24 protein-coding genes are annotated in these 26,593 nt (G+C 72.0%); 9 read left to right on the forward strand and 15 right to left on the reverse strand.

Annotated features, from left to right (window positions below; translation table 11 throughout):
- Positions 1-3: 3 nt before the first annotated feature.
- From iolD to iolC, 4 genes are read right to left on the reverse strand one after another with little or no spacing between them, the layout of a single operon-like run.
- A complete protein-coding gene (iolD, locus tag AB0M36_RS29055) occupies positions 4-1,857 on the reverse strand; it encodes a 3D-(3,5/4)-trihydroxycyclohexane-1,2-dione acylhydrolase (decyclizing) (RefSeq protein WP_364163589.1) in 1,854 nt (617 codons plus the stop codon).
- Positions 1,854-2,732: a 5-deoxy-glucuronate isomerase gene (gene iolB / locus AB0M36_RS29060; protein WP_364163592.1), complete on the reverse strand. Its 879-nt coding sequence runs from the start codon at positions 2,730-2,732 to the stop codon at positions 1,854-1,856. Before iolB ends, iolD begins: the two co-directional genes overlap by 4 nt.
- On the reverse strand, positions 2,729-3,598 hold the full coding sequence (locus tag AB0M36_RS29065; RefSeq protein WP_364163595.1) for an aldolase: 870 nt from the start codon (positions 3,596-3,598) through the stop codon (positions 2,729-2,731). Before AB0M36_RS29065 ends, iolB begins: the two co-directional genes overlap by 4 nt.
- Positions 3,591-4,544 (reverse strand): 5-dehydro-2-deoxygluconokinase, encoded by a 954-nt coding sequence (gene iolC / locus AB0M36_RS29070; RefSeq protein ID WP_364163598.1) that lies wholly within the window; start codon positions 4,542-4,544, stop codon positions 3,591-3,593. Before iolC ends, AB0M36_RS29065 begins: the two co-directional genes overlap by 8 nt.
- Before the next feature lie 163 nt (positions 4,545-4,707).
- Between iolC and AB0M36_RS29075 the strand changes: the two genes are divergently transcribed.
- Positions 4,708-5,472: a GntR family transcriptional regulator gene (locus AB0M36_RS29075; RefSeq protein WP_364163601.1), complete on the forward strand. Its 765-nt coding sequence runs from the start codon at positions 4,708-4,710 to the stop codon at positions 5,470-5,472.
- Positions 5,473-5,478: 6 nt separating this feature from the next.
- Here AB0M36_RS29075 and AB0M36_RS29080 read toward each other — a convergent pair whose 3' ends face one another.
- The 4 genes from AB0M36_RS29080 to AB0M36_RS29095 all read right to left on the reverse strand — a co-directional run bounded on the left by AB0M36_RS29080 (position 5,479) and on the right by AB0M36_RS29095 (position 11,803).
- Positions 5,479-8,988: an NACHT domain-containing protein gene (locus tag AB0M36_RS29080; protein ID WP_364163604.1), complete on the reverse strand. Its 3,510-nt coding sequence runs from the start codon at positions 8,986-8,988 to the stop codon at positions 5,479-5,481.
- 69 nt (positions 8,989-9,057) lie between these two features.
- Positions 9,058-9,639 (reverse strand): GNAT family N-acetyltransferase, encoded by a 582-nt coding sequence (locus AB0M36_RS29085; RefSeq protein WP_364163607.1) that lies wholly within the window; start codon positions 9,637-9,639, stop codon positions 9,058-9,060.
- On the reverse strand, positions 9,636-11,123 hold the full coding sequence (locus tag AB0M36_RS29090; protein WP_364163610.1) for an APC family permease: 1,488 nt from the start codon (positions 11,121-11,123) through the stop codon (positions 9,636-9,638). The genes AB0M36_RS29085 and AB0M36_RS29090 overlap by 4 nt, the downstream gene beginning before the upstream one ends.
- Positions 11,124-11,155: 32 nt before the next feature.
- Positions 11,156-11,803 carry a GPP34 family phosphoprotein gene (locus tag AB0M36_RS29095; RefSeq protein WP_364163613.1) on the reverse strand — a complete coding sequence of 216 codons (648 nt, stop codon included), beginning with the start codon at positions 11,801-11,803 and terminating at the stop codon, positions 11,156-11,158.
- Positions 11,804-12,129: 326 nt separating this feature from the next.
- On the opposite strand from AB0M36_RS29095, the gene AB0M36_RS29100 reads away from it, so the two are divergent.
- Genes AB0M36_RS29100 through AB0M36_RS29110 form a run of 3 tightly spaced genes read left to right on the forward strand, consistent with a single transcriptional unit; the run spans position 12,130 to position 15,432 of the window.
- Positions 12,130-13,377, forward strand: coding sequence for a DUF1800 domain-containing protein (locus AB0M36_RS29100; RefSeq protein WP_364163616.1), 1,248 nt, complete (start codon positions 12,130-12,132; stop codon positions 13,375-13,377).
- Positions 13,378-13,389: 12 nt separating this feature from the next.
- Positions 13,390-14,604, forward strand: coding sequence for a DUF1501 domain-containing protein (locus AB0M36_RS29105; protein WP_364163619.1), 1,215 nt, complete (start codon positions 13,390-13,392; stop codon positions 14,602-14,604).
- A 60-nt stretch (positions 14,605-14,664) separates the two neighbouring features.
- Positions 14,665-15,432, forward strand: coding sequence for a class III extradiol ring-cleavage dioxygenase (locus AB0M36_RS29110; RefSeq protein WP_364163622.1), 768 nt, complete (start codon positions 14,665-14,667; stop codon positions 15,430-15,432).
- Positions 15,433-15,438: 6 nt separating this feature from the next.
- Here the strand turns inward: AB0M36_RS29110 and AB0M36_RS29115 are convergent, their stop codons facing one another.
- Positions 15,439-16,551, reverse strand: coding sequence for an MFS transporter (locus tag AB0M36_RS29115; RefSeq protein WP_364163926.1), 1,113 nt, complete (start codon positions 16,549-16,551; stop codon positions 15,439-15,441).
- 115 nt (positions 16,552-16,666) lie between these two features.
- On the opposite strand from AB0M36_RS29115, the gene AB0M36_RS29120 reads away from it, so the two are divergent.
- The gene (locus AB0M36_RS29120; RefSeq protein ID WP_364163929.1) at positions 16,667-17,674 is read left to right on the forward strand and encodes a TerC/Alx family metal homeostasis membrane protein; all 1,008 of its coding nucleotides are present in this window, start codon (positions 16,667-16,669) and stop codon (positions 17,672-17,674) included.
- A gap of 62 nt (positions 17,675-17,736) precedes the next feature.
- Here AB0M36_RS29120 and AB0M36_RS29125 read toward each other — a convergent pair whose 3' ends face one another.
- Both AB0M36_RS29125 and AB0M36_RS29130 read right to left on the reverse strand, forming a co-directional pair.
- Positions 17,737-17,982, reverse strand: a complete 246-nt coding sequence (locus AB0M36_RS29125; protein WP_364163624.1) for a hypothetical protein — start codon at positions 17,980-17,982, stop codon at positions 17,737-17,739.
- 211 nt (positions 17,983-18,193) lie between these two features.
- Positions 18,194-18,655, reverse strand: a complete 462-nt coding sequence (locus AB0M36_RS29130; protein ID WP_364163627.1) for a hypothetical protein — start codon at positions 18,653-18,655, stop codon at positions 18,194-18,196.
- A 158-nt stretch (positions 18,656-18,813) separates the two neighbouring features.
- Between AB0M36_RS29130 and AB0M36_RS29135 the strand changes: the two genes are divergently transcribed.
- Both AB0M36_RS29135 and AB0M36_RS29140 read left to right on the forward strand, forming a co-directional pair.
- The gene (locus tag AB0M36_RS29135) at positions 18,814-19,755 is read left to right on the forward strand and encodes a class I SAM-dependent methyltransferase (RefSeq protein ID WP_364163630.1); all 942 of its coding nucleotides are present in this window, start codon (positions 18,814-18,816) and stop codon (positions 19,753-19,755) included.
- Positions 19,752-20,828, forward strand: a complete 1,077-nt coding sequence (locus AB0M36_RS29140) for a glutamate--cysteine ligase (RefSeq protein WP_364163633.1) — start codon at positions 19,752-19,754, stop codon at positions 20,826-20,828. Before AB0M36_RS29135 ends, AB0M36_RS29140 begins: the two co-directional genes overlap by 4 nt.
- A 10-nt stretch (positions 20,829-20,838) precedes the next feature.
- On the opposite strand, the gene AB0M36_RS29145 is transcribed toward AB0M36_RS29140, so the two are convergent.
- The 3 genes from AB0M36_RS29145 to AB0M36_RS29155 are packed head-to-tail and all read right to left on the reverse strand — an operon-like array spanning position 20,839 to position 23,136.
- Positions 20,839-21,408 carry a histidine phosphatase family protein gene (locus tag AB0M36_RS29145; protein ID WP_364163636.1) on the reverse strand — a complete coding sequence of 190 codons (570 nt, stop codon included), beginning with the start codon at positions 21,406-21,408 and terminating at the stop codon, positions 20,839-20,841.
- 25 nt (positions 21,409-21,433) lie between these two features.
- On the reverse strand, positions 21,434-22,045 hold the full coding sequence (locus AB0M36_RS29150; protein ID WP_364163639.1) for an FMN reductase: 612 nt from the start codon (positions 22,043-22,045) through the stop codon (positions 21,434-21,436).
- Positions 22,042-23,136 (reverse strand): LLM class flavin-dependent oxidoreductase, encoded by a 1,095-nt coding sequence (locus AB0M36_RS29155; protein WP_364163642.1) that lies wholly within the window; start codon positions 23,134-23,136, stop codon positions 22,042-22,044. The genes AB0M36_RS29150 and AB0M36_RS29155 overlap by 4 nt, the downstream gene beginning before the upstream one ends.
- 206 nt (positions 23,137-23,342) lie before the next feature.
- On the opposite strand from AB0M36_RS29155, the gene AB0M36_RS29160 reads away from it, so the two are divergent.
- Together AB0M36_RS29160 and AB0M36_RS29165 are read left to right on the forward strand one after the other, a co-directional pair.
- Positions 23,343-24,269 carry a hypothetical protein gene (locus AB0M36_RS29160; RefSeq protein ID WP_364163644.1) on the forward strand — a complete coding sequence of 309 codons (927 nt, stop codon included), beginning with the start codon at positions 23,343-23,345 and terminating at the stop codon, positions 24,267-24,269.
- Between the two features lie 111 nt (positions 24,270-24,380).
- Positions 24,381-25,163 (forward strand): SCO2525 family SAM-dependent methyltransferase, encoded by a 783-nt coding sequence (locus tag AB0M36_RS29165; RefSeq protein ID WP_364163647.1) that lies wholly within the window; start codon positions 24,381-24,383, stop codon positions 25,161-25,163.
- On the opposite strand, the gene AB0M36_RS29170 is transcribed toward AB0M36_RS29165, so the two are convergent.
- A complete protein-coding gene (locus AB0M36_RS29170) occupies positions 25,160-26,479 on the reverse strand; it encodes a hypothetical protein (protein ID WP_364163650.1) in 1,320 nt (439 codons plus the stop codon). The genes AB0M36_RS29165 and AB0M36_RS29170 overlap by 4 nt on opposite strands.
- Between the last annotated feature and the right edge of the window lie 114 nt (positions 26,480-26,593).

The following is a 26,593-nucleotide window of genomic DNA, read 5'->3' on the forward strand; positions in this document are numbered from 1 at the left end:
CTTCTAGAGGTACAGGCGCTGGCCGCGCTTGGCGGCGTCGTAGGTGGCCCGGGCGTCCCGCGTGCTCGTCAGCGTGGAGACCTCGGCGACGGGGACGTCCCACCACGACTCCGAGGAGGGCACCGGTGACAGCGGATCGGTCTCGATGTGCACGACGGTGAGCCGGTCGGCCTCGCGGGCCCGCTTGAGCCCCTCGGTGAGGTCGGCGATCGTGCGGCAGCGGATCACGGCGGCGCCCAGGCTCTCGGCGTTGGCGGCGAGGTCGACGGGCAGCAGGCCGCCGTCGTAGTCCTGGTCGGCGCCGCGATAGCGGTAGCTGGTGCCGAAGCGCTGCGAACCGAGCGACTCCGACAGCGCGCCGATCGACGCGAAGCCATGGTTCTGCACCAGCACCACGACGAGCTTGACGCCCTCGGCCACGGCGGTGACGATCTCCTGCGACATCATCAGGTACGAGCCGTCGCCGACCAGCGCGTACACCTCACGGGTCGGATCGGCCAGCTTGATCCCGAGCGCGCCGGCGATCTCGAAGCCCATGCAGGAGTAGCCGTACTCGACGTGGTACTGCTTCGGGTCCCGGGCCCGCCACAGCAGTTGGAGGTCGCCGGGCATGCTGCCGGCCGCCTGGACCACGACGTCGCGCTCGCCGCAGGCCTCGTTGACCGCGCCGATCACCTCGCTCTGCGCGGGCCGCGGGCCGTGGCCGAGGTGGTAGGCCCGGTCGACGCGGGCCTGCCACGCCGCCACGTCCTCGGCGAAGTCCAGGTCGAACCGCTTGCCGTCGAGGGCCTCGGTCAGGGCGGCGAGTCCCGCGCGGGCGTCGGCCACGAGCGCGGTGGCGGACTGTTTGTGAGCGTCGAAGGCCGCCACGTTGAGGTTCACGAAACGCACGCCCGGGTTGGCGAACGCGGTCCGCGAGGCCGTCGTGAAGTCGCTGTAACGGGTGCCGACGCCGATGACCACGTCGGCCTCACGGGCGAGCTGGTTGGCGACCGGAGTGCCGGTCGAGCCGACGCCGCCGACCGAGTTCGGGTGGTCCCAGCTCAGCGCTCCCTTGCCGGCGTGGGTGTCGGCGACCGGGATGCCCGTGGCCCGGGCGAACGCGTCGAGCTCCGCCGAGGCCTCGGCGTAGACGGCTCCCCCGCCCGCGATGACCAGCGGACGCTCGGCGGCGCGGATCACGTCGGCCGCCCGGGCCAGCGCGGCGGGCTCCGGCACCGGGCGGGCGACATGCCACACCCGCCGGGCGAACAGGGCGTCCGGGAAGTCGTGGGCCTCGGCCTGGACGTCCTGGGGCAGGCACAGGGTGACCGCGCCGGTCTCGGCCGGGTCGCACAGCACCCGCATCGCGGCGAGCAGGGCGGACGGCAGCTGCTCGGGCCGCCACACGCGGTCGAAGAAACGCGACAGCGGGCGGAACGCGTCGTTGACCGACACGTCGTAGGAGCGCGGGTCCTCCAGCTCCTGCAGCACCGGCGCGGCCACCCGGGTGGCGAAGACGTCGCTGGGCAGCAGCAGGACCGGGATGCGGTTCACCGTGGCCAGCGCGGCACCGGTGAGCATGTTGGTCGAGCCCGGACCGATGGAGGCGGTGCAGGCCATCGCGGAGAGGCGGTTGCTCATCTTCGCGTAGCCGACCGCGGCGTGCACCATGGCCTGCTCGTTGCGGGCCAGGTGATAGGGCATGTCGGCGTCGCCGGTGCGCTGCGCCTGGAGCAGGGCCTGCCCGACGCCGGCGACGTTGCCGTGCCCGAAGATGCCGAACGTGCCCGCGATCGCGCGCCGTTCGACGCCGTCGCGCTCGGTCCACTGGTTGGCCAGGAACCGCACGACGGCCTGGGCGACGGTGAGCCTCACGGTCGTCTCCTCTCCGTGACGGAGGTCAGCGGAAGCCGGGGGTCCATCTCCTGGTGGCCCCACGAGCCGCGGACCCAGGTGTGCGCCGGGTCGTCGGTGAAGAGCCACCGGCGCTCCCCCGCCCCGGCCATGACGTTGAGGTAGTAGAGGTCGTAGCCGGGGGCGGCCATCGATGGGCCGTGCCAGCCGTGCGGGATCAGCACCGCGTCGCCGCTGCGCACCTCGGCGCACACGTCGATGTCGTGGCCCGGGTGGCCGTACACCCGCTGGTAGCCGACCCCGGGCGCACCCGACGGCGAACCGGCGACCTCGTAGTAGTAGATCTCCTCGAGTGCGGTCTCGCCCGCGCCCGGGTCGTCGTGCTTGTGCGGTGGGTACGACGACCAGTTGCCGCCCGGCGTCAGCACCTCCACGGCGATGAGCCGGTCCGCCTCGAACGACTCGGGCGTGCAGAAGTTGTTGACCTGCCGGCTGGCCTGGCCGGCCCCGCGCAGTTCGACGGGCACGTCCTCGGCGGCGCCGTAGCGGAACGGCAGCCGCCGGGTCGTGCGCGCCGACGGCAGGGCGAAGCGGCCGCCGTTGCCCGCCCGGATGGTCACGGCGGACCCGCTCGGGAGGTAGGCGAAGTCGGTGACGCGGGAGAAGACCGACCGGCGCCCGGTCAGCGTGATCCGCTCGTCGTCGCAGGTGACGTCGCAGCCACCGACGAGCGGCACCACCAGCGTCTCGGCGTCGCCGGTGGTGAAGCTGACCCGCTGCCCGATCGTCAGGTCGAGCACGCGCAGGCCGCTGAATCCCCAGCCGGCGCTCTCCGGCGTGACGATCAGGTCGAACGGCTTGGCCCCGGCCTCGCCGCGGCGCAACAGATGGCTCACAGCAGACTCACCGCCCGATCCACCGCGCCGGCCACGTCGTCGCCGGGTGGGTAGAGCAGGCTGCGCCCGATCACCAGCCCCTGCACCGTGGGCAGCGACAGGGCCTTGCCCCACCGGGCGTACGCGGCGCCGGCGTCCGCCGTCACCTCGCCGCCGAGGATCAGCGCGGGCAGCGTGGTCGCCGCCATCACCCGCTCCATGTCGTCGACAACCGGCACCTTGAGCCACGTGTACGCCGACGTGGTGCCCAGCCCGGCGGCCACGGTCATCGCCCGGATCATCGCGTCCGGGGTGAGATCGTTGCGGACCCGCCCGTCGAAGCGGTGCGAGATGAACGGCTCGACCATCGCCATGAGCTTGCGCCCGGCGAGGTCGCCCACCGCCCGGGCGCAGCCCTCCAGAGTGGTCACCGTGCCCGCGTCGGAGGGGTCGATGCGCAGCAGCATCTTGCCGCCCTCGAACCCGCAGGCGGCGACGCTCTCCGCGTCGTACGCGGTGAACCGGTCGTCGATCTCGAAGCTGGTGCCGGCGAGCCCGCCGCGGTTCATCGACCCGATGACCACCTTGTCGTCGAGGGCGCCCAGCAGCAGCAGGTCCTCGAGGATGTCGGGGGTGCCGAGCACTCCGTTGACGCCGGGGCGTTCCAGGGCGGCGCACAGGCGAGCGAGCAGGTCGGCCCGGTTGCCCATGGCCAGCGCGTCGGCGCCGGCCCGCAGCGCGCCCCGGGCCGGGTGGTCCGCGGCGATGATCATGAGGCGGCCGTGCTCGCCGCGCCAGGACGGGGGCCGGCGGCGCCGCTTGGCGGCCGAGGCGATCGCGTACGGCCGGTCGACGCGGGCCGCGACGATCTCGCGCACGTCAGTCATGACTCGCTCCGGTGCTGAGCAGCTCGCGCACCTCGGCCTCGGTGGGCATGGCGTCGGCGCAGGCCAGCCGCGAGGCGACGACGGCGCCCGCGGCGTTGCAGAAGCGCAGGACTTGCGCCAGGTCCCAGCCGGACAGCAGGCCGTGGCACAACGCGCCGCCGAACGCGTCGCCGGCGCCCAGGCCGTTGACCACCTTGACGGGTATCGGTGCCGCCTGAACCTCCTGCCCCGCGCGGGAGGCGAGGACGCCATCCGGGCCCTGTTTGACGACGGCGAGCTCGACGCCGAGGTCGTGCAGGGCGTCGGCGGCCTTGCGCGGCTCACGGATCCCGACGGCGGTGAAACACTCGTCGAGGTTGCCGACGGCGACGCTCACGTAGGGAAGGGCCTCCTGCACCCAGCGCCGCGCCTGCTCGCGCGACTCCCAGAACATCGGCCGGTAGTCGAGGTCGAGCACGGTGATGCCGACGCGGCCACGCGCGTGCAGCGCGGTGAGCGTCGCGGTGCGTGACGGTTCCTGACACAGACCGGTGCCGGTGACCCAGAAGATGTCGGCCGCGCCGATCGCGGCGAGGTCCAGCTCGGACTCGTCGATCTCCAGATCGGGAGCCTTGGGATAGCGGTAGAAGTAGAGCGGGAAGTCGTCGGGCGGGAAGATCTCGCAGAAGGTGACCGGGGTGGGCAGGCCCGGCACCGGGCTCACGTAGCGGTCGTCCACCCCGAAGGACCGCAGGGCGTCGTGGACGTACGCGCCGAACGGATCGTCGCCGGTCCGGGTGATGACCGCGCTGCGCCGGCCGTATCGGGCCGCGGCGACCGCGACGTTGGTCGGGCTGCCGCCGAGGAACTTGGAGAACGTACGGACGTCGCGCAGCGACACTCCGACCTGTTGTGGATACAGGTCGACGCCGATACGTCCCATCGTCAGTACCTCGTCTGCGGGCATGCGTCCCCCTTGTGGAAGCGGTCGGAGCGAGCGGCGATGCCGTGCGGTGTACGGCGCGAGGAGAAGGGTGTGTGCGGGGGTGCCCCGGCTGGATCGATGTAATAACGTGAGGGCCTTCCCGTCAATACTTTGTTCTGACAAACTCACATAGTGAGGAGGACCTGTGGCACCTGATCAGCCCGCGTCGCGCGCTGCGGTCCGACCGCTCGAGCTGGACCGGACCAGCCCCGTGCCCCTCTATTTCCAGGTCGCCAGCCGGTTGCAGGAGCTCATCGAGGCCGGCGAGATCGGGGTCGGCGCGCGCATCGAGAACGAGGTCGACCTCGCCGAACGACTCGGCGTCTCCCGCCCGACGACCCGCCGCGCGATCCAGTACCTCGTGGAACGCGGCATGCTCGTGCGCAAGCGTGGCGTGGGCACGCAGGTGGTGCACCCGAAGGTCCGGCGCCCGGTCGAGCTCTCCAGCCTCTATGACGACCTGGTCAGCGCCGACCGCAAACCCCGCACCGAGGTGCTGCGGCTCGAGGTGATCGTTGCCCCGGCGGAGGTGGCCGCGGCCCTCGAGCTCTCCCCCGGCACCGAGGTCACCTGGATCGAGCGGCTGCGCTACGCCGGCGGCGAGCCGCTCGCCCTGATGCACAACGCGATCCCGCTCGACCTCATCCAGCTCGAGGAGCGCGACCTGGCCGCGCACGGCCTCTACGAACTGCTGCGCCGGGCGGGTTACCAGCCCCGGATAGCGACGCAGGTCATCGGCGCCCGCTCGGCCGGCGCCGCCGAGGCCCGCATCCTCACCGAGAAGCGGGGCGCGTCGCTGCTGACCATGACCCGGACGGCCTGGGACGCGGGTGGGCGGGCGTTGGAGTACGGCTCACACGTGTATCGCGCCAGCCGCTACAGCTTCGAGCTCAGCCTCTCCGCCGGCTGAGCGCCGTCAGGAGATCTCCGCCCCGCCGAGGGCGAGGACGTCCAGCGCGGCGGCGCTCAACCCGGCGTCGCGGGAGAAGCGGGCGCCCTGGAACCTGTCGGTCAGCAGGCGCCGGGCGACCAGGGAGCCGTCGTCGATCCGCCGCCGCCCCACCTCGCCCGACTCGGCCACGTAGAGGAATGTCGCACCGTCCGGATGCGCGGCGAGCCGGTGCACCCCCAGCGGCACCGGGACCCGCCACCGGGGCTTACCGGCGGGCATCGGCCAGCCGGCCAGTTCCCCGTCCTGGGCGACGACCACGGTGTCCAGAACCGCCGACACCAGAAACGGCAGTGCGCCGGACGGGAACTCTTCCGCCGCGTCGGGCGACCAGCACGGCTCACCGGCGAGGTCCATGAGGACGGGCGGACCGGAATCGGGCCTCACCCACACGAAGCCTCTCTCGACCCTGACCTGGTGCCCGGGCGCGAGCACCCACGCCCCGGCCAGACGCCAGCCGCCCTGCTCGTCGAAGGCGTCGACGAACAGGGAATGGCCGACGTGCCGGACGCGCCGGATCCCACCGCCCTCGGCATAGGTGATGCCCGCCCAGGGACGCCGATCGTCGTGGTCCGGATACGGAACCCACCCCATGACGTGCAGGTCGGACCGGGACCGTACGGCGAAGAAGTCCAGTTCCACGCCCTCGGTCAGGATCGCGGGCACTCCCTGCCACTCGATGGCCACCGTCCAGTGCATCGCGCTCACGGAGGTGGTCTCACCGGTGCTGAGATCGACCATGCCCGGGCCGGCGATGCCGGAGTACACGGTCGAGCCGGCCAACGGATGCAGGAGTCGCGTCTTCGTCAGCAGCACGCCGCTGCGGGAGACGAGCGGGCGCGGCTCGCCCGTCAGGTCGCCGTCGGGCCAGGCGATCAGTTCGCGCAGGGACGTCGCCGCGATCGCGCCGGCCGGCGTCACCGTGACATCCAGTGGCAGATCCACCCGCAACACCGAATCGTCCAACCAGGCCCCGCGCAGGTCGGCTCCCCGCAGTGAGACGCCCTCGAGGCCGCGCGGGGGGACCTCGACACCCCGCAGGTCCGCTCCGTCGAGCGACGACACCTCGTGCCTGCGGAGCCCGTGCAGCGCGGCCCCGGCCACCTCCACGGCGCGGCCGGTGTCGGCGAGCACGCGCAGGCAGTTCGATCCCACCTGACCCGACTCCGCCTCGGCGAGCCCGCGGGTGGAGCGCGCGACCCGCTCCAGGGCGGCCGAGCCGTCCGGACCGGACTCCGCCATGGCCCGTAGGAACTCGACGACGGCCGGGTCCAGGGGCCGGTCGCCGAAGCGCTCCCGCAGCCGGCCCACCGACTCGGGGACGAGCCTGCTCAGCGCCGGCAGGCTGCCGCCGGGCCCGCGGGCCGTGAAGTAGGCCGACCACGTGGCCTCCACCCCGTCCGGGTCGACCGGGCCGAGCAGGTCGAGGTACGGGCCGTCCAGGATGCCCAGCTCACCCGCGAACGTGTACGCGACCAGCCACTCGACGAAGGAGCGGTGGGCCGGGGTGTAGTCACCCGCCGCGTTGCGGATCAGCAGCGTCTGCGTGCGCATGTCGTGTTCCCAGTGATCGAGCTCGCGCTCACCGGCGATCGCCGGGCCGAAGTAGGCCCGGAGCCGGTCGGGGATCTCCCGGAAATTGATCTCCAGCGTGCTGGTGCGGACCATCTCCCAGGCCAGTTCGCAGAGGAAGTACAGCTTGTCCGCCCGGCTGGTGAAGGTCCGCTCCGCCCGGATGTCCTGGTCCAGCTTGTGGCGGATCGCGTACAGGTAGATGTGGGCGAGGTCGACGGCCTCCCCGGCGCGGATCTCCGGCAGCGCGGTCAGGACGAGATCCGCCATGACCGGGCGGCGCAGCAGGTCGCGCAGGTTCGGGTCCCACATGATCGTCTCGATGACATGGGTGTCGTTCGTGCGCCCGCGCAGCACCCGATCGATCTGCTCGTCGTCCAGCATGGAAATCTCGGCGACGTCGAAGCGCGGCGTCTCGCCGCCGGGCGCCGCGACGGCCGCGTGCAGTTCGCCGCTGAGCAGCCGGCGGGTCAGCTCCGCCGTCGGGAAGTGCTCGGTACGGCTGCTGAGCAGCACCTTGGCCCCGGGCTCGACCACGGTGGCCAGCTCCCAGAAGTTCTCCACCATCGTCTGCCGGTCCACCCGCGCCGCCATCTCGTCGAAGCCGTCGAAGATGAGCAAGAGCCGGCCGGTCCGGTTGAGGTAGCGGAACACCCGCGTGCCCAGCCGCAGATCCCGGTCGAAGAGGAACTTGGAGATCACCGCCTCAACGTCGACCGCCTTCGCGTAGTCGCGCAGCGGAACGAGCAGGGGGATCCGGGCCCGCAGCAGACCGCGGTCCCGGGACTCCCGCCACAACTGTGCCTGCTCCCAGGCGAAGTGCAGGCTGAACCAGCTCTTCCCGCTTCCGAACGCGCCGATGACCGACAGGTGTTCCTTGGCGGGGTCGTCGAGCCAGCGGCGGGCGTACTCGTCCAGGCCGCCCGCGCGCCAGTCGTAGATGCTGACCCCGTTCTCGACGCCTTCGGCCGAGTCGTCCCGCGTGCACGACAGCCGCACGTAGCGGCCGACGAGTCCGCGCCGCTCGACCTCGGCGTCGAGCCAGTCGACGTACGGCTCGAAGTCCACCGCCAGGTCCACCAGATCGTCGAAGGTCAGGCAGAGCACCGAGGCGTCGCGGGCGGCGCACGAGCGGGCCGCCGGGCTGATCCGGCGCGGCGCGACGATCCAGGCACCCTCCGCCCGAACCTGTTGTTTGAGGGCCATCGCCCGTTCGACCTGTGCCGGAGTGAGTTCGGTGTCCACTGCCATGATGGCCAGTCGGCCGGGACGACCCGGCGTGATCGGCGCCCGGACCACCCAGGTGTCACCCAGCCGCTCGGCGACCCGGTAGCCGACCGCGTCGAGCCACTCGTCGATGTCGGCGGCCAGCTTCTCCAGGGTCGTCATCGCCCGACGGGCGGGTTCGAGCTGCTCCCGGTAGGCGTTCTCGGCTCCCCGGATATCGTCCATCCGGGCCAGGATCAGATCGATCTTCTGCTCGGCCGCGACCTCCGCCGGGCGCCGCGTCCGCCGTACCTGCCGCTGGAATTCCTCGACGAAGCCGTCCAGCTCCGCGGCGTCCCGGTCGCGCAAGCCGTGGTCGCCGGTCTCGCGGTTGCGGTCGATCGTCTCGGACAGCTCGGTCCGGACCCGGTCCCAGTCCCCGTGCTCGAACGAGCGGCGGAACGCCTTGCGTACCCACACGTCCGCGAACAGGCGCACCACCGGGGCCGGCTTGAACGCGCAGTACTCCACAATGGTGCGCGCGTAGACGCTCTCGAAGTCCGGCGGTGCGGCGTCGCCGGCCAGCCCGACGGCCTTGAGCAGCTTGACGACCCGGGCGTCGCGCATCGCCCGCGTCTTCGCCGGCTCGGCGCCCATCCGCAGGACGGCGCCGACGACCGTGGTGATCGGATCAGTCACCTGACGGTGATACCAGCGCCACGGCGCCCCCCGACGGTCATGCTGTCCGTCGGGGGCGCCGGGCGGGGGTCAGGGACGCCACATGCGGAAGAAGGGCGTGCCGTCCGGCAGGCGGATGTCGAACGGCGACATGTCCGTGTAGCCGCGGCGGCGGTAGAGGCGGACGTTGTCGGCGTTGGTCGCCTCCAGATAGGTCGGCACGTCCAGGCGGTCGTGGGTGTGCCGCATCAGGGCGCTGCCCAGCCCCGCGCCCTGGTGGGCCGGGTCGACCGCGAGGAAGGCGAGGTGCCAGTGCGGCTCCTGCGGGTGATGCTTCTCCAGCAGCTCGTCGAGGGCCTCGAACTGCGGCATCCAGCGGCCCGCGAGCGCTCCCAGCCTTTCCTCGTACGCGGGGATCTCCGGCAGGTCGCGGGTGCGGTCGAACCACACCGCCGTGGCGGCGAGGCGGCCCGACGCGTCCTCGACGACGTCGACCGCGCCGCCCTCGTGAGCCGACTCGGACAGCAGTCGGAAGAAGGCGGTCATCACCGCGAGGCGTTCGCCCTCGTCCGGGACCAGCGAGCGGTTCTGCGGGAGGTGGTCGAAGGACTGGCCGATGAGGCGACCGACGGCCGGAATCTCCGCGGCGGTGGCGGAGCGGATCGCGGTCACTTGACGGCCTCCGTGAACGAGAAGGTGGAGGCGCCGCGCGCGCCGAGGCCGATGCCGTCGTAGACACGGGGACGGGCGCGGCGCAGGATCAGGGCCCAGAGCACACCGGCGCACATCAGGATCCCGTACGCGAGCGGCACCACCCAGGTCGGCGAGGAGCCGGGCGCGACGCCGAAGAGCGTCTCGATGTTCGTCACGGCCAGGTACGACATCACCAGCAGCAGCACCGTGCCGATCGCCGGGGCGCCGACGCGGTGCCAGCCGTCCTCGCCGGACGGGTGGCGGGTGAAGTAGCCGATCACCGCGACCGAGGTGATCGTGATGAGCAGCAGCACGCCGATGCCGCCCGTGGTGCCGCCCCAGAAGAAGAGCTGGACGAGCGGGTCCCAGCCCATGATCGCGTAGAGCAGGATGGCCACCAGGCCGAGCGCCGACTGGGCGAGCGAGCCGTTCTTGGGCGCGCCCGTGCCGGGCACCGTGCGCCCGAACGCCCGCGGCAGCACCCCCTCGCGCCCGAGCGAGAAGGTGTAGCGGGCGATGATGTTGTGGAACGAGATCATGGCGGCGATCAGCGACGTCAGGAACAGCGCGTGGCCCAGGTGCAGGGCGGAGGTGCCCAGCTGGACCGAGGCGAGGTTGAAGAACAGCTCCGGGCCCTCGGCGGCGGACCGCTCGACGGCCCGCCCACCGGCGGCGGAGATCATCGCCCAGGCGGAGAAGGCGTACAGGACCGCGATGAGCGCGACGGCGATGTAGGTGGCGCGGGGCACCGTCCGGCGCGGGTCGCGCGACTCCTCGCTGAAGACCACGGACTGTTCGAACCCGACGAAACCGGTCACCGCCATGACCAGCAGCGCACCGGCGCCGGCACCGGCCAGGCTGCCGACGTCCATCGGAGCCGCCGACGCCACGAAGTCGGGGGTGAACAGGTCGGCGAAGCTGAAGACGACCACGAGCACGATCTCGGCGACCAGCAGGGTGGCGAGGACCCTGCCGTTGACCGCGACGTCGCGGACACCGAGCACCGCGACCAGTGCCCAGGCCGCCAGCGCGATCACCCACCACTGGACGTCGACGCCGAACCATTCGGCGAACAGCGGGGACGCGATCGCGCCGAAGCCGCCGTACGAGGCGAGCTGGAAGCTGTTGTAGGCCAGCAGCGCGACCCACGCGGCGCCGACGCCCAGCGGACGGCCGAGCCCCTGGGCGATGTAGGCGTAGAACGCTCCCGCGTTCGCGATGTGCCGGGCCATGGCGACATAGCCGACCGCGAAGACGGCCAGCACGACGGCGACCGCGAGGAAGGCGATGGAGATCGCGGTGAGCCCGGTGACGGCCAGCCCGGTCGGCACCACCCCCGCGACCACGGTGAGCGGCGCGGCCGCCGACATGACGAAGAAGACGACGGCCGCCACGCCCAGGCGGTCGCGGGCGAGGGCGGTGGAGAGCTGACTGGGTCTGGCCGAGGTGGTGGTTGCGGACACGGGGTCTCCAAGGGGGGTGGAGGGGAGGGGTGTCAGGCCCGCCGGGCCATCACGGCGTCACCCACGGCGGCCTCTGCGTGGCCGACGAGGTGCTGCAACATCGCCGGTAGGCGCCTGCGGAGCTGGTCGAACAGGTGGTCACGCTCGCCGGGCTCGAGCGTGATCAGCACGTGCTGGTCGAGGCCGGTGGCCAGCACCAGCCCGGTCAGCACGAGGTCGGAGGTGTCCAGGATCTCGCCTCGAGTCGCGGCGACGCGGATCCGGGTGCCGGGCCAGCCGGCGGTCGAGGAGTCGGCCGGCACGAAGCTGACCCTGGTGCCGAGCAGCCCACGCTTCTCCTTGCGGTGCACCAGACCGGCCCGGGCGAGACGACGCTCGACCAGGTCGGTGGCGACCCCGGTGGCGAGGAAGGAGATCCAGTCGCGGATCCGGCGGTGGCCGGGCTCGCGCAGCAACTGGCCGAGAACGGCGGCGGTGGCCGGGTCCCGGGTGGGCTCGTCGTCGATCACGACGATGTGGTTGTCGCGCACGTCGAGGCGCCGCCACAGGACGAGCTCGGCGAGCAGCCCGGCGGCGAGCCCGAGGCCGAGGGTGGCATCGCTCAGCAGGCAGCGGCCCCGGGGCGAGTCGTGGGCGGCGAGGTACAGGTCATCGGCGAGCGGGAGCTGCGATGACGGCACGGGATTCCCCTAGGGCATGACGGAATGACCGCCGGTCGCGGTGGCCGGCGGCCACGGGGGTACGGGCACTGGCAGGGCGCAGTTACCGCAGACCGTCACGGTGAGCGGCGCATGCACGACACCGCGTAGCTTGCCAGCGCCCGACCATCGGGCGCAATGTCCTCAGTGGGCAAACCTCGAATGCATCCTTCGAAATAGCATTGACCTGCGACAATGTCACAGGCGCAGTGGACCCGGCTGCCCCGGCTCGCTCCTGCGGCCGGTCCGGACGTACACCGAACACGGTCCTTACCGCCCGCTGACACCGCGCGCCTAGCGTCGCCACCATGACGGACCGCAGCACGGTTTCCCACCTGCTTCGCCGGTTGACGTTCGGACCCACTGCCGCCGAGGTCGACGCGGCCGCGCGGGCCGGCGTGCCGGCGACGCTCGACAAGGTTCTCGCCCCCGCCGGGCGCGCCACGCCGCCGGAAGTCGGTGCCTTCCGGCCCGGCAAGGAGGGCCGCGACGACGCCCGCCGGCAGGCCACCGCCGCCCTCGAGTGGTGGGTCGGCCGAATGATCACCGAGGCCGGCGCCGCGGAGAAGCTCACCTTCTTCTGGCACGGGCACTGGGCGACGTCGGTCCGCAAGGTGCGCTCGGCGGCGCTGATGCTGGACCAGCAGGCGACGCTGCGGCGCTACGGCGCGGGCGGCACCGGCCCGCTGGTCCGGGCGATGCTGCGCGACCCCGCCCTGATCATCTGGCTCGACGGGCAGCGCAACACCCGTCGGGCGCCGAACGAGAACCTCGCCCGCGAGCTCATGGAGCTGTTCACGCTCGGCGTCGGCGCCGGCTACACGGAGGCCGACGTGAAGGCGGGCGCCCGGGTGCTCACCGGCTGGCGGGCGGAGCGGACCGGCGGACCGGCGACCCTCGTCGCGCGGCGCCACGATCCGTCGCCGGTCACCCTGCTCGGCCGCACCGGCACGTTCGACACCGACGCGTACGCCGACCTGCTCGTGGCCCATCCCGCCCATCTACCGTTCCTCGCCGGCCGCCTCTGGGCGCGGTACGGCGCGGACACCGCCCCGGACGCGGCGACGACCGCCCGGCTGGTGGCGCGGGGCGCGTCCACGGTTGCCATGCTGCGCGCCCTGGTGAGCGATCCCTCCTTCGTGGACACCCGCGGCCGGCTCGTGAAGCAACCGGTGGAATGGATGGTCGGTGCGGTCCGCCAACTGGGCGTCGACCCGAAGCGCGGCCGGGCCCGGATCCTCGGCGGGCTGCGCGCGCTGGGCCAGGTCCCGTTCCGGCCGCCGAGCGTCGGCGGCTGGCCGGCCGGCACGGCGTGGCTGACCACGTCCTCGACCCGGGACCGGCTCGCGTCCGGGCGGGCCCTGGCCGCCCTCGCGCCCGAGGCCGTCGACGGGCTCGCCGGCGCGGCCCGCACGGACCGGCTTGACGCGCTGGCCCGGCTGCTCGTCGTCGACGGGTGGACGGCACGCACGCGGGCCGTGCTCGCGGGGGCCGCCGACGATCCGCGCCTGCTGCTGACCCTGGGACTGGCCAGCCCCGAGTACGCCGTCCACTGAGGAGGAAGTGACATGGACACCATCACCCGGCGCCGGTTCCTGACCGCGAGCGGCGTGGTCGCGGCCGGTGCCCTCGCCGCCGGAGCCACCACCTACGGCCTGCGGGACATCCTGGGATTTCACGATGAGGAGCCGGCTGGGCGCACCCTGGTGCTGGTCACGCTCTACGGCGGGAACGACGGGCTGAACACCGTCATTCCGTACGCGGACCCGGCGTACGCCGAGAACCGGCCGTCGTTGGCCTACGGCCCGGACGAGGTCCTGACCCTGGACGGCGACCTCGCCCTGAACCCCGCGCTGAAGGGCCTGCACAAGCTCTACGGAGCCGGCCGCCTCGCCATCGTGCAGTCGGTGGGCTATCCGCGTCCCGACCGCAGCCACTTCCGGTCCATGGACATCTGGCAGACGGCGAGCCCGGAGCGCCCCGACACGACCGGCTGGCTGGGCCGGTGGCTGGACACCGCCGGCGGCGACCCCCGGCTGGCGGTGTCGTTCGAGCCGGCGCTGCCCCCACTGCTGGCGGGGGCCACCAGCGCGGGCGCCACCGTGCCGGGTGGGACGCTGAACCTGCCCGCCGGCGTCACGAGCGGAATCCTGACGGGTCTGGGCACGCCGTCGGCCGGCGAGTCACCGCAGCGGGCGCGCGCCGCGGCGTGCTTCGCCGACCTGGTCCGCGTGCGGGACCTCGTGGCCGAGACCGCGCCGGAGGAGGACGAGGAGGCCGGCGGGGACGAGCAGCCGGCCACGGCGACCGGCGGCCAGGCCCCGGCGCTGGACCGGCAGCTCGCACTGGTGACCCGGTGCATCGAGGCGGGGGCCGCCACCCGGGTCTATTCCGTCTCGCTCGGCGGCTTCGACCTGCACGCCGACGAGAAGGGCGCCCAGGAAGCGATCCTCGCCAGCCTGGACGCGCCGCTCTCCGCGTTCGTGGAACGGATGGCCGACCGTGAGGTGGTGGTGGTCGTCTACTCGGAGTTCGGCCGCCGGGTGCGGGCCAACGCGTCGGACGGCACCGACCACGGCACGGCCTCCTCGGTCCTGATGCTGGGCGCCGGCATCCCCGGCGGCCGGTACGGCGAAGCACCGAGCCTCACCGACCTCGACGACGGGGACCTGCGGCACACGACCGATTTCCGCGACGTGTACGCCACACTGCTGGCCGACGTCCTGGGCGCGGACCCGGAACCGATCCTGGGCGGATGGACGGGACGGCTCACATTTAGTTGACGGCTCAAGTAAATCGCCGTATGGTGGACTCATTCAGTTGAAGCTTCAACGGAGGCCCCCATGTCCATGCCCGCACTCTTCCTCAGCCACGGCGCGCCGCCCCTGGTCGATGACCCGGCGTGGGTGGCGCAACTGCAGGAGCTCGCCGCCGGGCTCCCCCGCCCCACGGCGATCCTCATGGCCTCGGCACACTGGGAGTCCGCACCGCTCATGCTCGGCGCCACCGAGACGGTGCCCCTGGTGTACGACTTCGGCGGCTTCGCCCCGCGCTACTACCAGGCCCGCTACCCGGCACCGGGCGCGCCCGAGCTGGCCGCCCGCGTCGAGAAGCTCATGCCGGACCACGAACGCGTGGCCCGCACCTCCCGCGGGCTCGACCATGGCGCGTACGTGCCGCTGAGCGTCATGTATCCCGACGCCGACATCCCGGTGCTGCAGATGTCGCTGCCGACCCTGGAACCCGACCGCCTGCTGGAGCTGGGCGGCCGGCTCGCCCCGCTGCGCGACGAGGGCGTGCTGATCATCGGCTCCGGCTTCACCACGCACGGCCTGCCGTTCCTGCGCGACTTCCGCACGGACGCGCCCGCGCCGGGCTGGTCGCGCGAGTTCGACGCCTGGGCCGCGGAGACCCTGGCTCGGGGCGCGGTCGACGAACTGGCCGACTTCCGGTCGCTGGCGCCGGGCATGCCGTACGCCCACCCGACGATCGAGCACTTCGCCCCGATGTTCCTGACGCTGGGCGCCTCCGGCGACGCCGCACAGAAACCCGACCAGAGCATCGACGGCTTCTGGATGGGCCTGGCCAAGCGCTCCTTCCAGGTGACCTGAGAAGACTCAGGCCATCGGCAGCGCCACCAGGAGCAGCACCACCAGGGCGAGGACGCCGTATCCGTAGCCCAGCCCGGCGGCCGTGGCCACCCCGGCGGCGAGCAGCGGACCTCCCGCGTCGCCGACCTCGCGCCCCACCTCGGCGGCCCCCATGGTCTGCCCCAGCCGCTCGGGCGGGGTGACCGCCGCCAGCGCGGCAAAGCCCAGCGGGGTGACCAGGCCGGTGCCGACGCCGATGAGCACCGCCGCCGCCAGGATGCCGGCCGGCCCCGGCAGCGCGGCGGCGCCGAGCCCGGCCGCGGCGAGCGCGAGCCCGGCCCGCAGTCCCGCGCGCCCGGCGATCCGGCCGGCGTCGAGCGCCCGGCCCGCCCAGGGCTGCACCAGCGCCGCGCACAACGCCAGCACGGAGACCGCCGCGCCGGTCGTGATCGGATCAAGCCCCGCGGCGGCGCCGGAGACGGGCAGGAAGCCCACGCCCACCGACAGCGCGGCGGTGGCGGCGGCCAGGGCCGCGGTGGGCGCGAGGAAGCCTCGGCCGCCCAGGCGACGGACGAGGTCGGCCGGGGTCTGGCGAGCCCTCGGCAGCGGCGGCAGGGCCGGGACCCCGAACGCCGCCCAGCCCGACACCGCCAGCGCCAGCACCGCCAGGACGGCGAACAGCAGCGGGAGTCCGCCGGCCCAGACCAGCACCCCGCCGAGCAGCGGGCCGAGGGTGTAGCCGATCGACTTGAAGAAGCCGTACGAGCCGAACGCGCGGCCGTGCGCGGTGTCCGGCGTCAGCCGGGCCACCATCGCCGACGCCGCCGGAGAGAACGCCGAGGCCGCGGCGCCCTGGCCCAGGCGCGCCGCCCAGAGCCAGGACGGTTCGCCGACGACGGCGTAGGCCGCCGACGCGGCGGCGAAGGCCAGCAGGCCGCCGAGCAGGACCGGGCGCGGGCCGATCCGGTCGGCGAGCGTGCCGAAGACGGGCTTGAGCACGATCTCCGCGCCGTCGTAGAGCGCGAGCAGGACACCGAGGACGAGCAACGAGCTCACCGCGTCCGGGGCGGCACCCAGGCTGGCGGCGACGCCGTGGGCTCCGAAAGCCGTGGTGAACCCCGCCGCGAACAGCGGCCACATCTGTCGCACTAGTGGTCCTCCGGTGGATCGTTTTCAGCATCCTCCCAGCGTGAGCGGGGACGCTGGATGGACTCCGCACCCGCTCACCGCACCGACGCCCGGAGGTTCTTTCCTGATGCTGGAGGTCACCGCGCTCGGCTGGACGCTCACCATCGCGGTCATCGTCGCCCTGCTCGCCCTCGACCTGACCCTCGGCGTGCTGCGCCCCCACGCGGTCGGATTTCGGGAGGCCGCCGCCTGGTCGGTCTTCTACATCGCTGTCGCGCTCCTGTTCGGTGTCGTCTTCGCCCAGGTGGCCGGGTGGGACTATGGCACGGAGTACTTCGCCGGCTACATCGTCGAGAAGAGCCTGTCCGTCGACAATCTCTTCGTCTTCGTGATCATCATGAGCACCTTCGCCGTGCCGGAGAAGTACCAGCAGAAGGTGCTGACCTTCGGCATCATCATCGCGTTGGCCCTGCGGGTCGTCTTCATCGCCCTCGGCGCGACGCTGCTGTCGCTCTTCACGTTCATGTTCCTGATCTTCGGACTGCTGCTGATCTACACCGCGGTCCAGCTCTTCCGCCACCGCGACGAGGACCCCAGCGTCGACGACAACATCCTGGTCAAGGCGAGCAGGCGGCTCTTCCCGGTCACCGAGGAGTACGACGGCGGCAGGCTGTTCACCCGCGTCGACGGGCGCCGGATGGCGACGCCGCTGTTCATCACGCTGATCGCCATCGGCAGCACGGACCTGCTCTTCGCGCTGGACTCGATTCCCGCGGTGTTCGGCGTGACCGAGCAGGCCTACATCGTCTTCGTGGCCAACGCCTTCGCCCTGCTCGGCCTGCGGGCGTTGTTCTTCCTGGTAAAGGGACTGCTGGACCGGCTCGTCTACCTGTCGACCGGCCTGTCGCTGATCCTCGCCTTCATCGGCGTCAAGCTGGTGCTGCACTGGCTGCACAAGGACGTCTGGGCGGACGCGCCGGAGATCAGCACTCCGGTCTCGCTGGCCGTCATCCTGGTGGTCCTCGTGGTCACGACGGTGGCCAGCCTGCTGCGGACCCGCCGGGATCCAGCCGCCAAGGCCCATGCCGGCAGCCTGCGCGCCCGCGCCCCACAGGAGAACCGCCCACGGCAGTGAGCACATCGGACACGAAACGGCCCCGGCAGTGCCGCCGGGGCCGTCGTCTGGGGGTGGACCCGTCAGGCGCGATAACCGCCCACGGTCATCCGCGCACGTTGACGCTCGTAGTCCTGCCGGTTGAGGATCGCGCGGATCTCCGCGGTCTCGTTCTCGTCGTGCCGGCCGAGGATGAGGTCGAGCTCGGCGCGCTCGGCGGGCGTGTGGAAGGCCGCGAGCTCGGCGCTCAACTGCCGGTAGGCGCGCCGCTTGGTGCGACGGTGCGACAGGCTGACGCGGACATCGCGAATCAGGTTCTTGAGAGGCATGGTCCGTCTCCTTACGGAAAGTGATGACGAAAGCGTCGTCGCTTCCGCCTACCAGGTTCCGCCTCCCCTCCTAACGCAGCAAATCAAGCAGGTAAAACATTCAATACGAAGGTGATCCGGACCACGCGATCGCTGTAGCCCGCGTCACTCTCCGTTGTCTCTTGGCTGGTCAGCCGGCCGCGGTGTTTTGCACCACAGCAGAGTAAAATTCTCACTCCTCGGACGGGCCGGCCACGTTCAGCCAGCGGTCGGCGAGCTGTCGACGCCGGCACGCCACCAGATGGCTGGCCAGGATCGCCGGCTGCCCGCCGCGGACGCACGCGTCCGCGCCGGCGGTCAGCACGCCGGTCACCAGCTCGGCCGCGGCGCTCTCATCGACCAGGGCGACGATCCGGGTACGCGCGGACAGCACCGCCCGCGCGGCGCGCACGGCGTCTTCCCGGGCACCGCTGATCAGGACGATCTCGTCGGGCAGCACCGCGCCGGCGGAGGCCGCGAACCGCACCGACCAGCCCGCGGGCAACTGCTTCTCGAGTGCGGCGACGCGCCCGGCCTGGCCCAGCACGACCACGACCGCGTCGGACCGCCGCCGATCGAGGCCGGGAACCGGCACGGCCGTCGAGTTCGGCGCGAACGCGCGGTTCCGGTCGCTGCGATTCAGCTGCACGAGCATGTCGGACTCCCCCACGGCGTTCGTCTGTTGTCGACGATCAGCCTTCACCCCGAGGCTGAACTGCTCTTGTGCCCGACCTGTGCGTCCGATGACAATTCCGGGCGGCGAGGTGGCCACGGCCGGGAATATCCCGCGCGCGACGGGGCACACAGCCCACCATGATCGCGACGACACCGACCGTGGCCGCACTGAAGGAACTGGGCACGGCTCTCAAGGATTTCGGGTACGCCTTCACCACCGTCACCCCCGCGACGCACGCGAGGGTCAATGGCCGCCCGCACAACGCGCTGGCCCGCAATCTGCGCGACGTCCTGGGCTGGAGCCGCCCGTGCACCCGCGACGTGCTGCCGTCCGGCATCGCGGCACTCATGGACGCCGCCGGGGTGCTGGAGCGCGACGGCGACCTGTGGCGCAGCCAGGTGCGCTTCTCCACGTACGACGGGGAGCTGTTCGTTCACTCGGCATACCCGACCACCGCACCGGACGCCGTCTTCTTCGGCCCGGACACGTACCGGATGGCGGACGCCGCCACCGCGCACCTCGCCGCCCGCGACCGACCCGTCCGCCGGGCGGCCGACATCGGCTGCGGCACCGGGGCGGGCGCGATCGCCGTGGCCAAGCGGATCCCGGACGCCGAGGTCCTCGCCGTCGACATCAACCCCGCCGCGCTGCGCTTCACCGAGGTCAACGTGGCATTGGCCGGGACGGCCGGGGTCCGCCCGTGCCACAGCGACCTGCTCGGCGGCGTCGACGGCGACTTCGACCTGATCGTCGCCAACCCACCGTTCATGATCGACCCGGTCGGTCGCGCCTACCGCGACGGCGGCGGGCCCGAGGGCCACGACCTGTCGCTCGCGATCCTCGACGCGGCCGCGGAGCGGCTCACCCCGGGCGGCTCCCTCGTGCTGTTCAGCGGCACGGGCATCGTCGCCGGCCACGACCCGCTGCGGGCCGCGGCCGCGGAGCGCCTCAAGGACACCGGCCTGACCTGGACCTACCGCGAGGCCGACCCGGACGTGTACGGCGAGGAACTCGACGGCGAGGCGTACGCGCACGCCGAACGCCTCGCCGTCGTGGTCCTCACCGCCACCCGCACATGACCGGCGCGGTGACCCTCGGGGTCGAGGAGGAATTCCTGCTGATCGACCCCGAGACCGGCCAGAACGCGCCGGTGGTGGAGAAGGTCCTCGCCGCGCTGCCGGACGCCCTGCGCGGCCAGAGCCGCCTGGAGTTCCGGCACAGCATGCTCGAGATGGTCACCCCGGTCTGCACGGACCTGGTGGAGCTGACGGATCAGCTCACCGGTCTGCGCCGGGCCGCGGCCGCGGCTGCCCGGGAGGCGGGAGTCCACCTCGTGGCGGTCGGCGCCACCCCGGTCGCCGATCCGGTGCGCGAACCGACGGACAACCCCCGGTTCCGCGCCATCGCCCGGCACTACGGGCCGATCGCGTACGACGCGGCGGTGTGCGGCTGTCACGTGCACGTGGGCGTACCGGACCGGGAGACGGCCGTCCGCGTCTGCACCCGGCTGCGGCCCTGGCTGCCGATCCTGCAGGCGCTGACGGTCAACTCCCCGCTCGCCGCGGGCGCCGACACCGGCCACGCCAGCTGGCGCTCCCTGCAACTGACCCGCTGGCCGGCGCTCGGCCCCACCCCCGCCTTCACCTCCGCCTCCGAATACGACGACACCGTCACCACGCTCGTCTCCTCCGGCACGATGCTCGACGACAGCATGGTGCTCTGGTACGCCCGCCCGTCCGCGACCTATCCGACGGTGGAGATCAGGGTGGCCGACGTGTGCCCGACCCCCGCCGACACCGCGCTGCTGGCGGCGCTCGTCCGCGCCCTCGTGGCGACCGTCGCGTCGGACGGCGGCGGCGCCCCCGTCCCGGACCATCTCCTCGAGGCCGCGCACTGGAACGCCGCCCACACGGGAATGGACGGCACGCTGCTCGACGTGCGCACGGGCACCGCCCGCCCGGCCTGGGACGTGGTCGCGGACCTGGTCGCGTCGGTGCGGCCGGCCCTGCGCCGCCTCGGTGACGCGAGCCGCGTCGCGGCCGAACTGGAACGGATCCGCGACGAGGGCACCGGCGCCGCCCGCCAGCGCCGAGCCCTGTCCCAGGGCGGCATCCCCGCGGCGCTGGCCGAGGTGACGGTCGCCCCCGGGTAGGCCCGGTCGCTCAGGCCGCGGCGTTCCAGGTGTCGATGACCGGGTTGCCGTGCTCGAAGCCGAGCGTCGAGAGGGTCGCCGTGTCGAGGCGGAGCAGTCCCCCGCCGCCGGCCGGCAGGCCGATCCAGCGCGCGCCCGCCACCCGCAGACAGTGGCCGTGCGCGATCAAAGCCACGTCACCCCCGTCGAGAAGGGCACGCGACCGGGCCAACACCCGGTCCAACCGTTCGCCCACCTCGGTCGGCGACTCGCCGCCGGGACAGCCGTCGGTCCAGAGAGACCACGAGGGCCGGGTCTCGCGGATGGTAGCGGTCGTGATGCCCTCGTAGTCGCCGTAGTGCCACTCGGCCAGATCCTCGGTCGTCTCGGTGACGGCCAAGCCGGCCAGCTCGGCGGTGCGCGCCGCCCGGCGGCGGGGGCTGGAGATCACCGCCGCGAACGACCGGCCCGCGAGCCGCTCACCCGCCCGGCGGGCCTCCTGCTCACCCTCTCCGGTGAGGTCGAGATCCGTGTACGAGGTGTGCTTCCGGGCCGCGCTCCACTCGGTCTGCCCGTGCCGGACGAGCACGATCTCCGCCATGTTGCCCCCTGTCGTCCCGCCCTTTCTACCCCGCGAGCAGCTCCTCGAACGAGGTGGTCAGCGCGAACGGGTCGGCGGGCCGCGCCGGCTCGCGCCGGCCGAGCTCGGCGGCGAGCTCCCCCGCCGCCCGGTCCACCCGCTGGCGCAGTTGCCCCTCGGCCTCGTCCCCGCCCCAGTCCTCCGGCGCCGCGAAGATCGGCGTCGGCACGGTCACCGCCCGCAGATAGGCGAACATCGGCCGCACGGCGTGCTCGAGGGCCAGCGAGTGGCGGGCGGTGCCGCCGGTCGCCGCGATCAGCACGGGCCTGCCCGCCAGGACGTCCTTGTCGATCACGTCGAAGAACGACTTGAACAGGCCGCTGTACGACGCGTGGAAGACCGGCGTCACGGCGACCAGGCCGTCCGCCGCCGCCACCGCGTCCAGGGCCTCGCGCAGGGCCGGCGGCGGAAAGCCGGTCAGCAGATGGTTCATCAGGTCATGTGCCAGGTCGCGCAGCTCGACGACCTGGACCCGCAGGTCCACGCCGATCCGCTGGGCGTGCTCCACGGTCGCCGCGGACAGCCTGTCAGCGAGCAGACGGGTGGACGACGGCTGGCTCAGCCCCGCCGTGACGACGACGAGCGTGCGCGCGGTCATGCGACAGTCTCCTCGGTGGCCGCCGCGGCGGCCAGCAGTGACGCGTGGGTCGGCGCCTCGGGGACGTGGGCCGGCTTGAGCGCGGCGAACTCCTTGCGCAACACCGGCACGACCTCCTCGCCCAGCAGATCCAGTTGCTCCAGGACGGTCTTCAACGGCAGGCCCGCGTGGTCCAGCAGGAACAGCTGCCGCTGGTAGTCGCCGACGTAGTCGCGGAAGCCGAGCGTACGGTCGATGACCTGCTGGGGGCTGCCCACCGTCAGCGGGGTCTCCCGGGTGAAGTCCTCCAGCGACGGCCCGTGCCCGTAGACCGGGGCGTTGTCGAAGAACGGCCGGAACTCCCGCACCGCGTCCTGGCTGTTGCGGCGCATGAAGACCTGCCCGCCGAGCCCGACGATGGCCTGGTCGGGATCCCCGTGGCCGTGGTGGGCGAACCGCTCGCGGTAGAGGGCGACCATCCGCTGGGTGTGCGACGCCGGCCAGAAGATGTGGTTGGCGAAGAACCCGTCGCCGTAGTAGGCGGCCTGCTCGGCGATCTCGGGGCTGCGGATCGAACCGTGCCAGACGAACGGCGGGATGCCGTCCAGCGGGCGCGGGGTGGAAGTGAACGACTGCAGCGGCGTGCGGAACTTGCCCTTCCAGTCGACGACGTGCTCGCGCCACAACCGGTGCAGCAGCGCGTAGTTCTCGACGGCAAGCGGAATTCCGGCACGGATGTCCTTGCCGAACCAGGGATAGACCGGGCCGGTGTTGCCCCGCCCCATCATCAGGTCCACCCGGCCGTCGGCGAGGTGCTGCAGCATCGCGTAGTCCTCGGCGATCTTGACCGGGTCGTTGGTCGTGATCAGCGTCGTGGACGTGCTGAGCAGCAGCGTGGAGGTGCTTGCGGCGATGTAGCCGAGCATGGTGGTCGGCGAGGACGGCACGAAGGGCTCGTTGTGGTGCTCACCCGTCGCGAAGACGTCGAGGCCGACCTCCTCGGCCTTGCGGGCGATGGTCACCATCGCCTTGATCCGCTCGTGCTCGGTCGGCACCCGTCCGCTCACAGGATCGGGCGTGACGTCGCCGACGGTGAAGATCCCGAACTGCATGACCGCTCCTGAGCTCTCGGTCGGGACCACCGGCCCCGGACTGCCCCGCACAACCTCTTTGACTCAGCAATTATTTCACAGTCAAACACCTCGGGGAAGAGCCGGATGGATCACATCGTCCCTCCCTCGATTCACTCCATTGCCCCGGAGACTGCCATGCCCTGCAATGGGACGGGAGCGCTCGGTCGATCAATCGAGGAGTCGCCATGAAGGTCAGGGTCAAGATCCTGGTCACCGCCGTCGCCGGCGGTCTCACCTACCTGTTGACCAACGCCACCAACCAACCGGAGATCTGGCAGCTCACGATGTCCGTGTTCGTCGGCGGCATCGTGCTCGTCACCCAGGTCCTCATCGAGTACGACCTCGCCGTCATCGACCTCAAGGCGACGATGACCGAGCACTCCCAGCGCACCGAAGACGTCGTCGATCGCCGGTTCGCCCAGGTCAGCGAGGCCACGGCCCTGTACGGCCGGGTCGAGGCCACGGCGCTGCGGGAGGACCAGATCACCCGCCTCGTCTGCTCTGCCGCGAGCATCAGAGCAGACGACCACCTCCTGCGGCGCTTCGCCGACTACGAAATCAACCGTCTGGCGCGGCTCTTCGACGGGCTCGAGAGCGGCTGGGCCTTCTACGAGGGCGAGGACCGGGACTGGCTGCTGGACCTCACGGCCTGCGTCGAGGAGACGATCGACGCGACGAGCATGACGTCGTTCGACACCCCGAAGGGCTTCGTCGACGAGGGTCAGTTCTGGGCCAGCGACCTCGGCCAGCGCTACCTGGCACAGCAGCGGCGCGCCATCAACGACCGTGGCGTCAGGGTGCGTCGACTGTTCGTGCTGGACGACGCGTCCGCCGAGGACGCGGCACGGATCGAGACCCTGGTGAGTCCGCACCGCAAGATCGGCGTGGAGACGCGCGTCCTGCGCCAGTCCAAACTGGACTTCCTGCTGCAACCCGACCTCTTCGACTTCATCCTCTTCGACGGCCGGCTGAGCTACGAGCTGCGGTCGGCGTCGGTCCTGGGGCCGGAGGCCCGCCCGCTGATCGCCAGCGTGACGCTGGTGGTGGACTGGCGGGTCGAGGACCGCAAGCAGCGCTTCGAGCAGCTGTGGCGCGACGCCGACGAGCGGTGATCACCGCTCGGGGGACTTGCCGGTCTCCGGGCGAGCCCCCTAGCGTGGACCGGACAGCCGCTAAGCCGCGACGCAGAGGTGCGGTTCTCCGACCCACTCCCGGAGGTTGCCGTGTCCGAACCCGTCGCGCCCATGACTGTCGCCGATGTGGAGTCGCCACGGATCGGCAACGGGGACGTCGACTGGGACCAGTTCGACTCCCGGGCGTACTTCGACCACAACTACGGCACGCTGCGGGACGACGACGCGCAGGTCATCGACATCGTGGCGAACTTCTTCCAGGACGCGGCCCCGGCCTGGGCCGAGCGCGCGATCGACGTCGGCACCGGAGCCAATCTCTACCCGGCGCTCACCATGCTGCCGTTCGCGGCCGAGGTCGTTCTCTACGAGCGTGCGTTCAGCAACCGGCAGTGGCTCACCGACGAGCTGAGGGATCCGCACCGGTCCTGGTGGCGGTTCTGGGACCACATCGCCGGCGGGTCGCGGGGGCACGGGGCGTATGCGGCGCTCAGGGAGCCCTTCGATCTGCTCAGCCGCCGGGCGGAGGTCGTCAAGGGCAACGTCTTCAGCCTGCCGCCCGGCCAGTTCGACCTGGGGACGATGTTCTTCGTGGCGGAGTCGATCACCACCCGCGACGACGAGTTCGAGCGTGCCACCCAGTCGTTCGTGAACTCGCTGAAGGCGAGGGCGCCGTTCGCCGCGGTCTTCATCCGGAACTCCTCCGGATATGAGGTCAGTGGCCGCAGCTTCCCCGCCTGCTCGGTGGACGAACGCCACGTGCGGCGGGCGCTCGCCCCGGTCGCCCAGGGAACCCGGATCCGGCCGGTCACGAGCGCCGACCATCGCGATGGATACCACGCGATGATCGTGGCCACCGGACGGAAGCGGGCCTAGCGCGACAGCGCGGAGAGTCCCGCGCTGTCGGTGCAGGTCACCGCGTCATGGCGCAGCTCGGCCACCAGAGTCTTCGCCTTGCCGCTGGGCAGTTGTCGCAGCTCCTTCCACAGCCGCACGGACTTGGCGACGTCGTTCGGATCGTAGAGGTCGTCGGCCTGCGGCTCACGGTCCAACAGCCAGTAGGTGGCCGCGAGCCGGTCCGCGATACGTGCCGGCTTCTCGCAGTCCAACGGGCTGGCGAACGCTCCGGAGACCGCGTCCGCCACTGCCTTCTCCTTGTTTGCGAGGTGACCGTTCTGGCCGGCCCCGACGGTGAGCAGGGCGACGTCGCGGCGCCACGGCGGGGCGGAGTCCGTGGCCCACACGGTGGTGTCCTCGTGCACCTCGGCCGGCGGGTCCGGAAGCTTGGCCAGAAGCGCCAGCGCTTGCCGGCCCACCGGGGTGACCTCCGGGAGGAGCCCGGAATGGACCCGGCTGACGCACACTCGCGGCGCGTCCTCGGTGCACACCAATTCCCTCGCCACCGGGTCGATCGCGTCGTAGACGACCCTGTTCTCACGCGGCATGAGCGTGATCGCCAGGGCCGCGCCCGCCGCCACCGGCAGCAGCGCCGCCATGCGGGCGCGCCAGCCGTTGGACGCGAACAGCATCACCCCGGCGACGGCCAGGGCGGTCAGCCAGACAGCCTGCGCGATGCTGACCTGACCGGGCACGGTGGTGTAGGGGCCGGGCAGGTTCATCTCGTGCATCGGCGAGAACACGAGGGCCAGCCATCCCCGGGGGCGGGTCGCCCTGGGAATGAGCAGGATCAGTGCCGTGCCCGCCACGGCCAGCGCCGGAGCGGTCACCAGCCACGGCAGCAGGCGGCCGGCCGCCAGACCGAGCCACACTGCCCCGGTCAGCGCCAGAAGGCCGACCGCCGTGACGACGAAGGCCTGCGTCGGCAGGTATCCGGCGGTGCCGATGATCCACAGCCCACCGACAACTCCCATCGCCAGATAGCCGCACACCACCGCGAGGGCCATCGCGCCGACCGTCGGCAGCGTGCGTTGCCCCCTCGGACGCGGCGTGCTGGCGAACAACTCCTCCACGTGGGACCGGTGCTCACGGCGCGCCTGCCAGGCGCCGGCCGCGAGCGCCAGTGGCCACAGCACCGCCAGATAGAGCCGCTGGGTCATGGCCAGCTGCATCCATCCGGTCGTGAAGCTGGAATCACCGGCGAAGAAGAGCAACAGGACGCCGACCAGAAGCACAAGAAGGGCGGACCCGATCGCGGCGGAGCGGCGCAGCTCGATACCGAGGATGCGGTTCATCGGCGTGCCTCCGCCCGGTGTCGGCGTAGTTCTCGTCTCATGATCCCCAAGACGACGGGGCCTTCGCCCCCGGTTCTCGCCATTGAGGTGATCTGAGTCACTGCGCGAGACCGC

Origin of the sequence: Actinoplanes sp. NPDC051346, from assembly GCF_040682215.1 — a bacterium.
Lineage (GTDB): Bacteria > Actinomycetota > Actinomycetes > Mycobacteriales > Micromonosporaceae > Actinoplanes.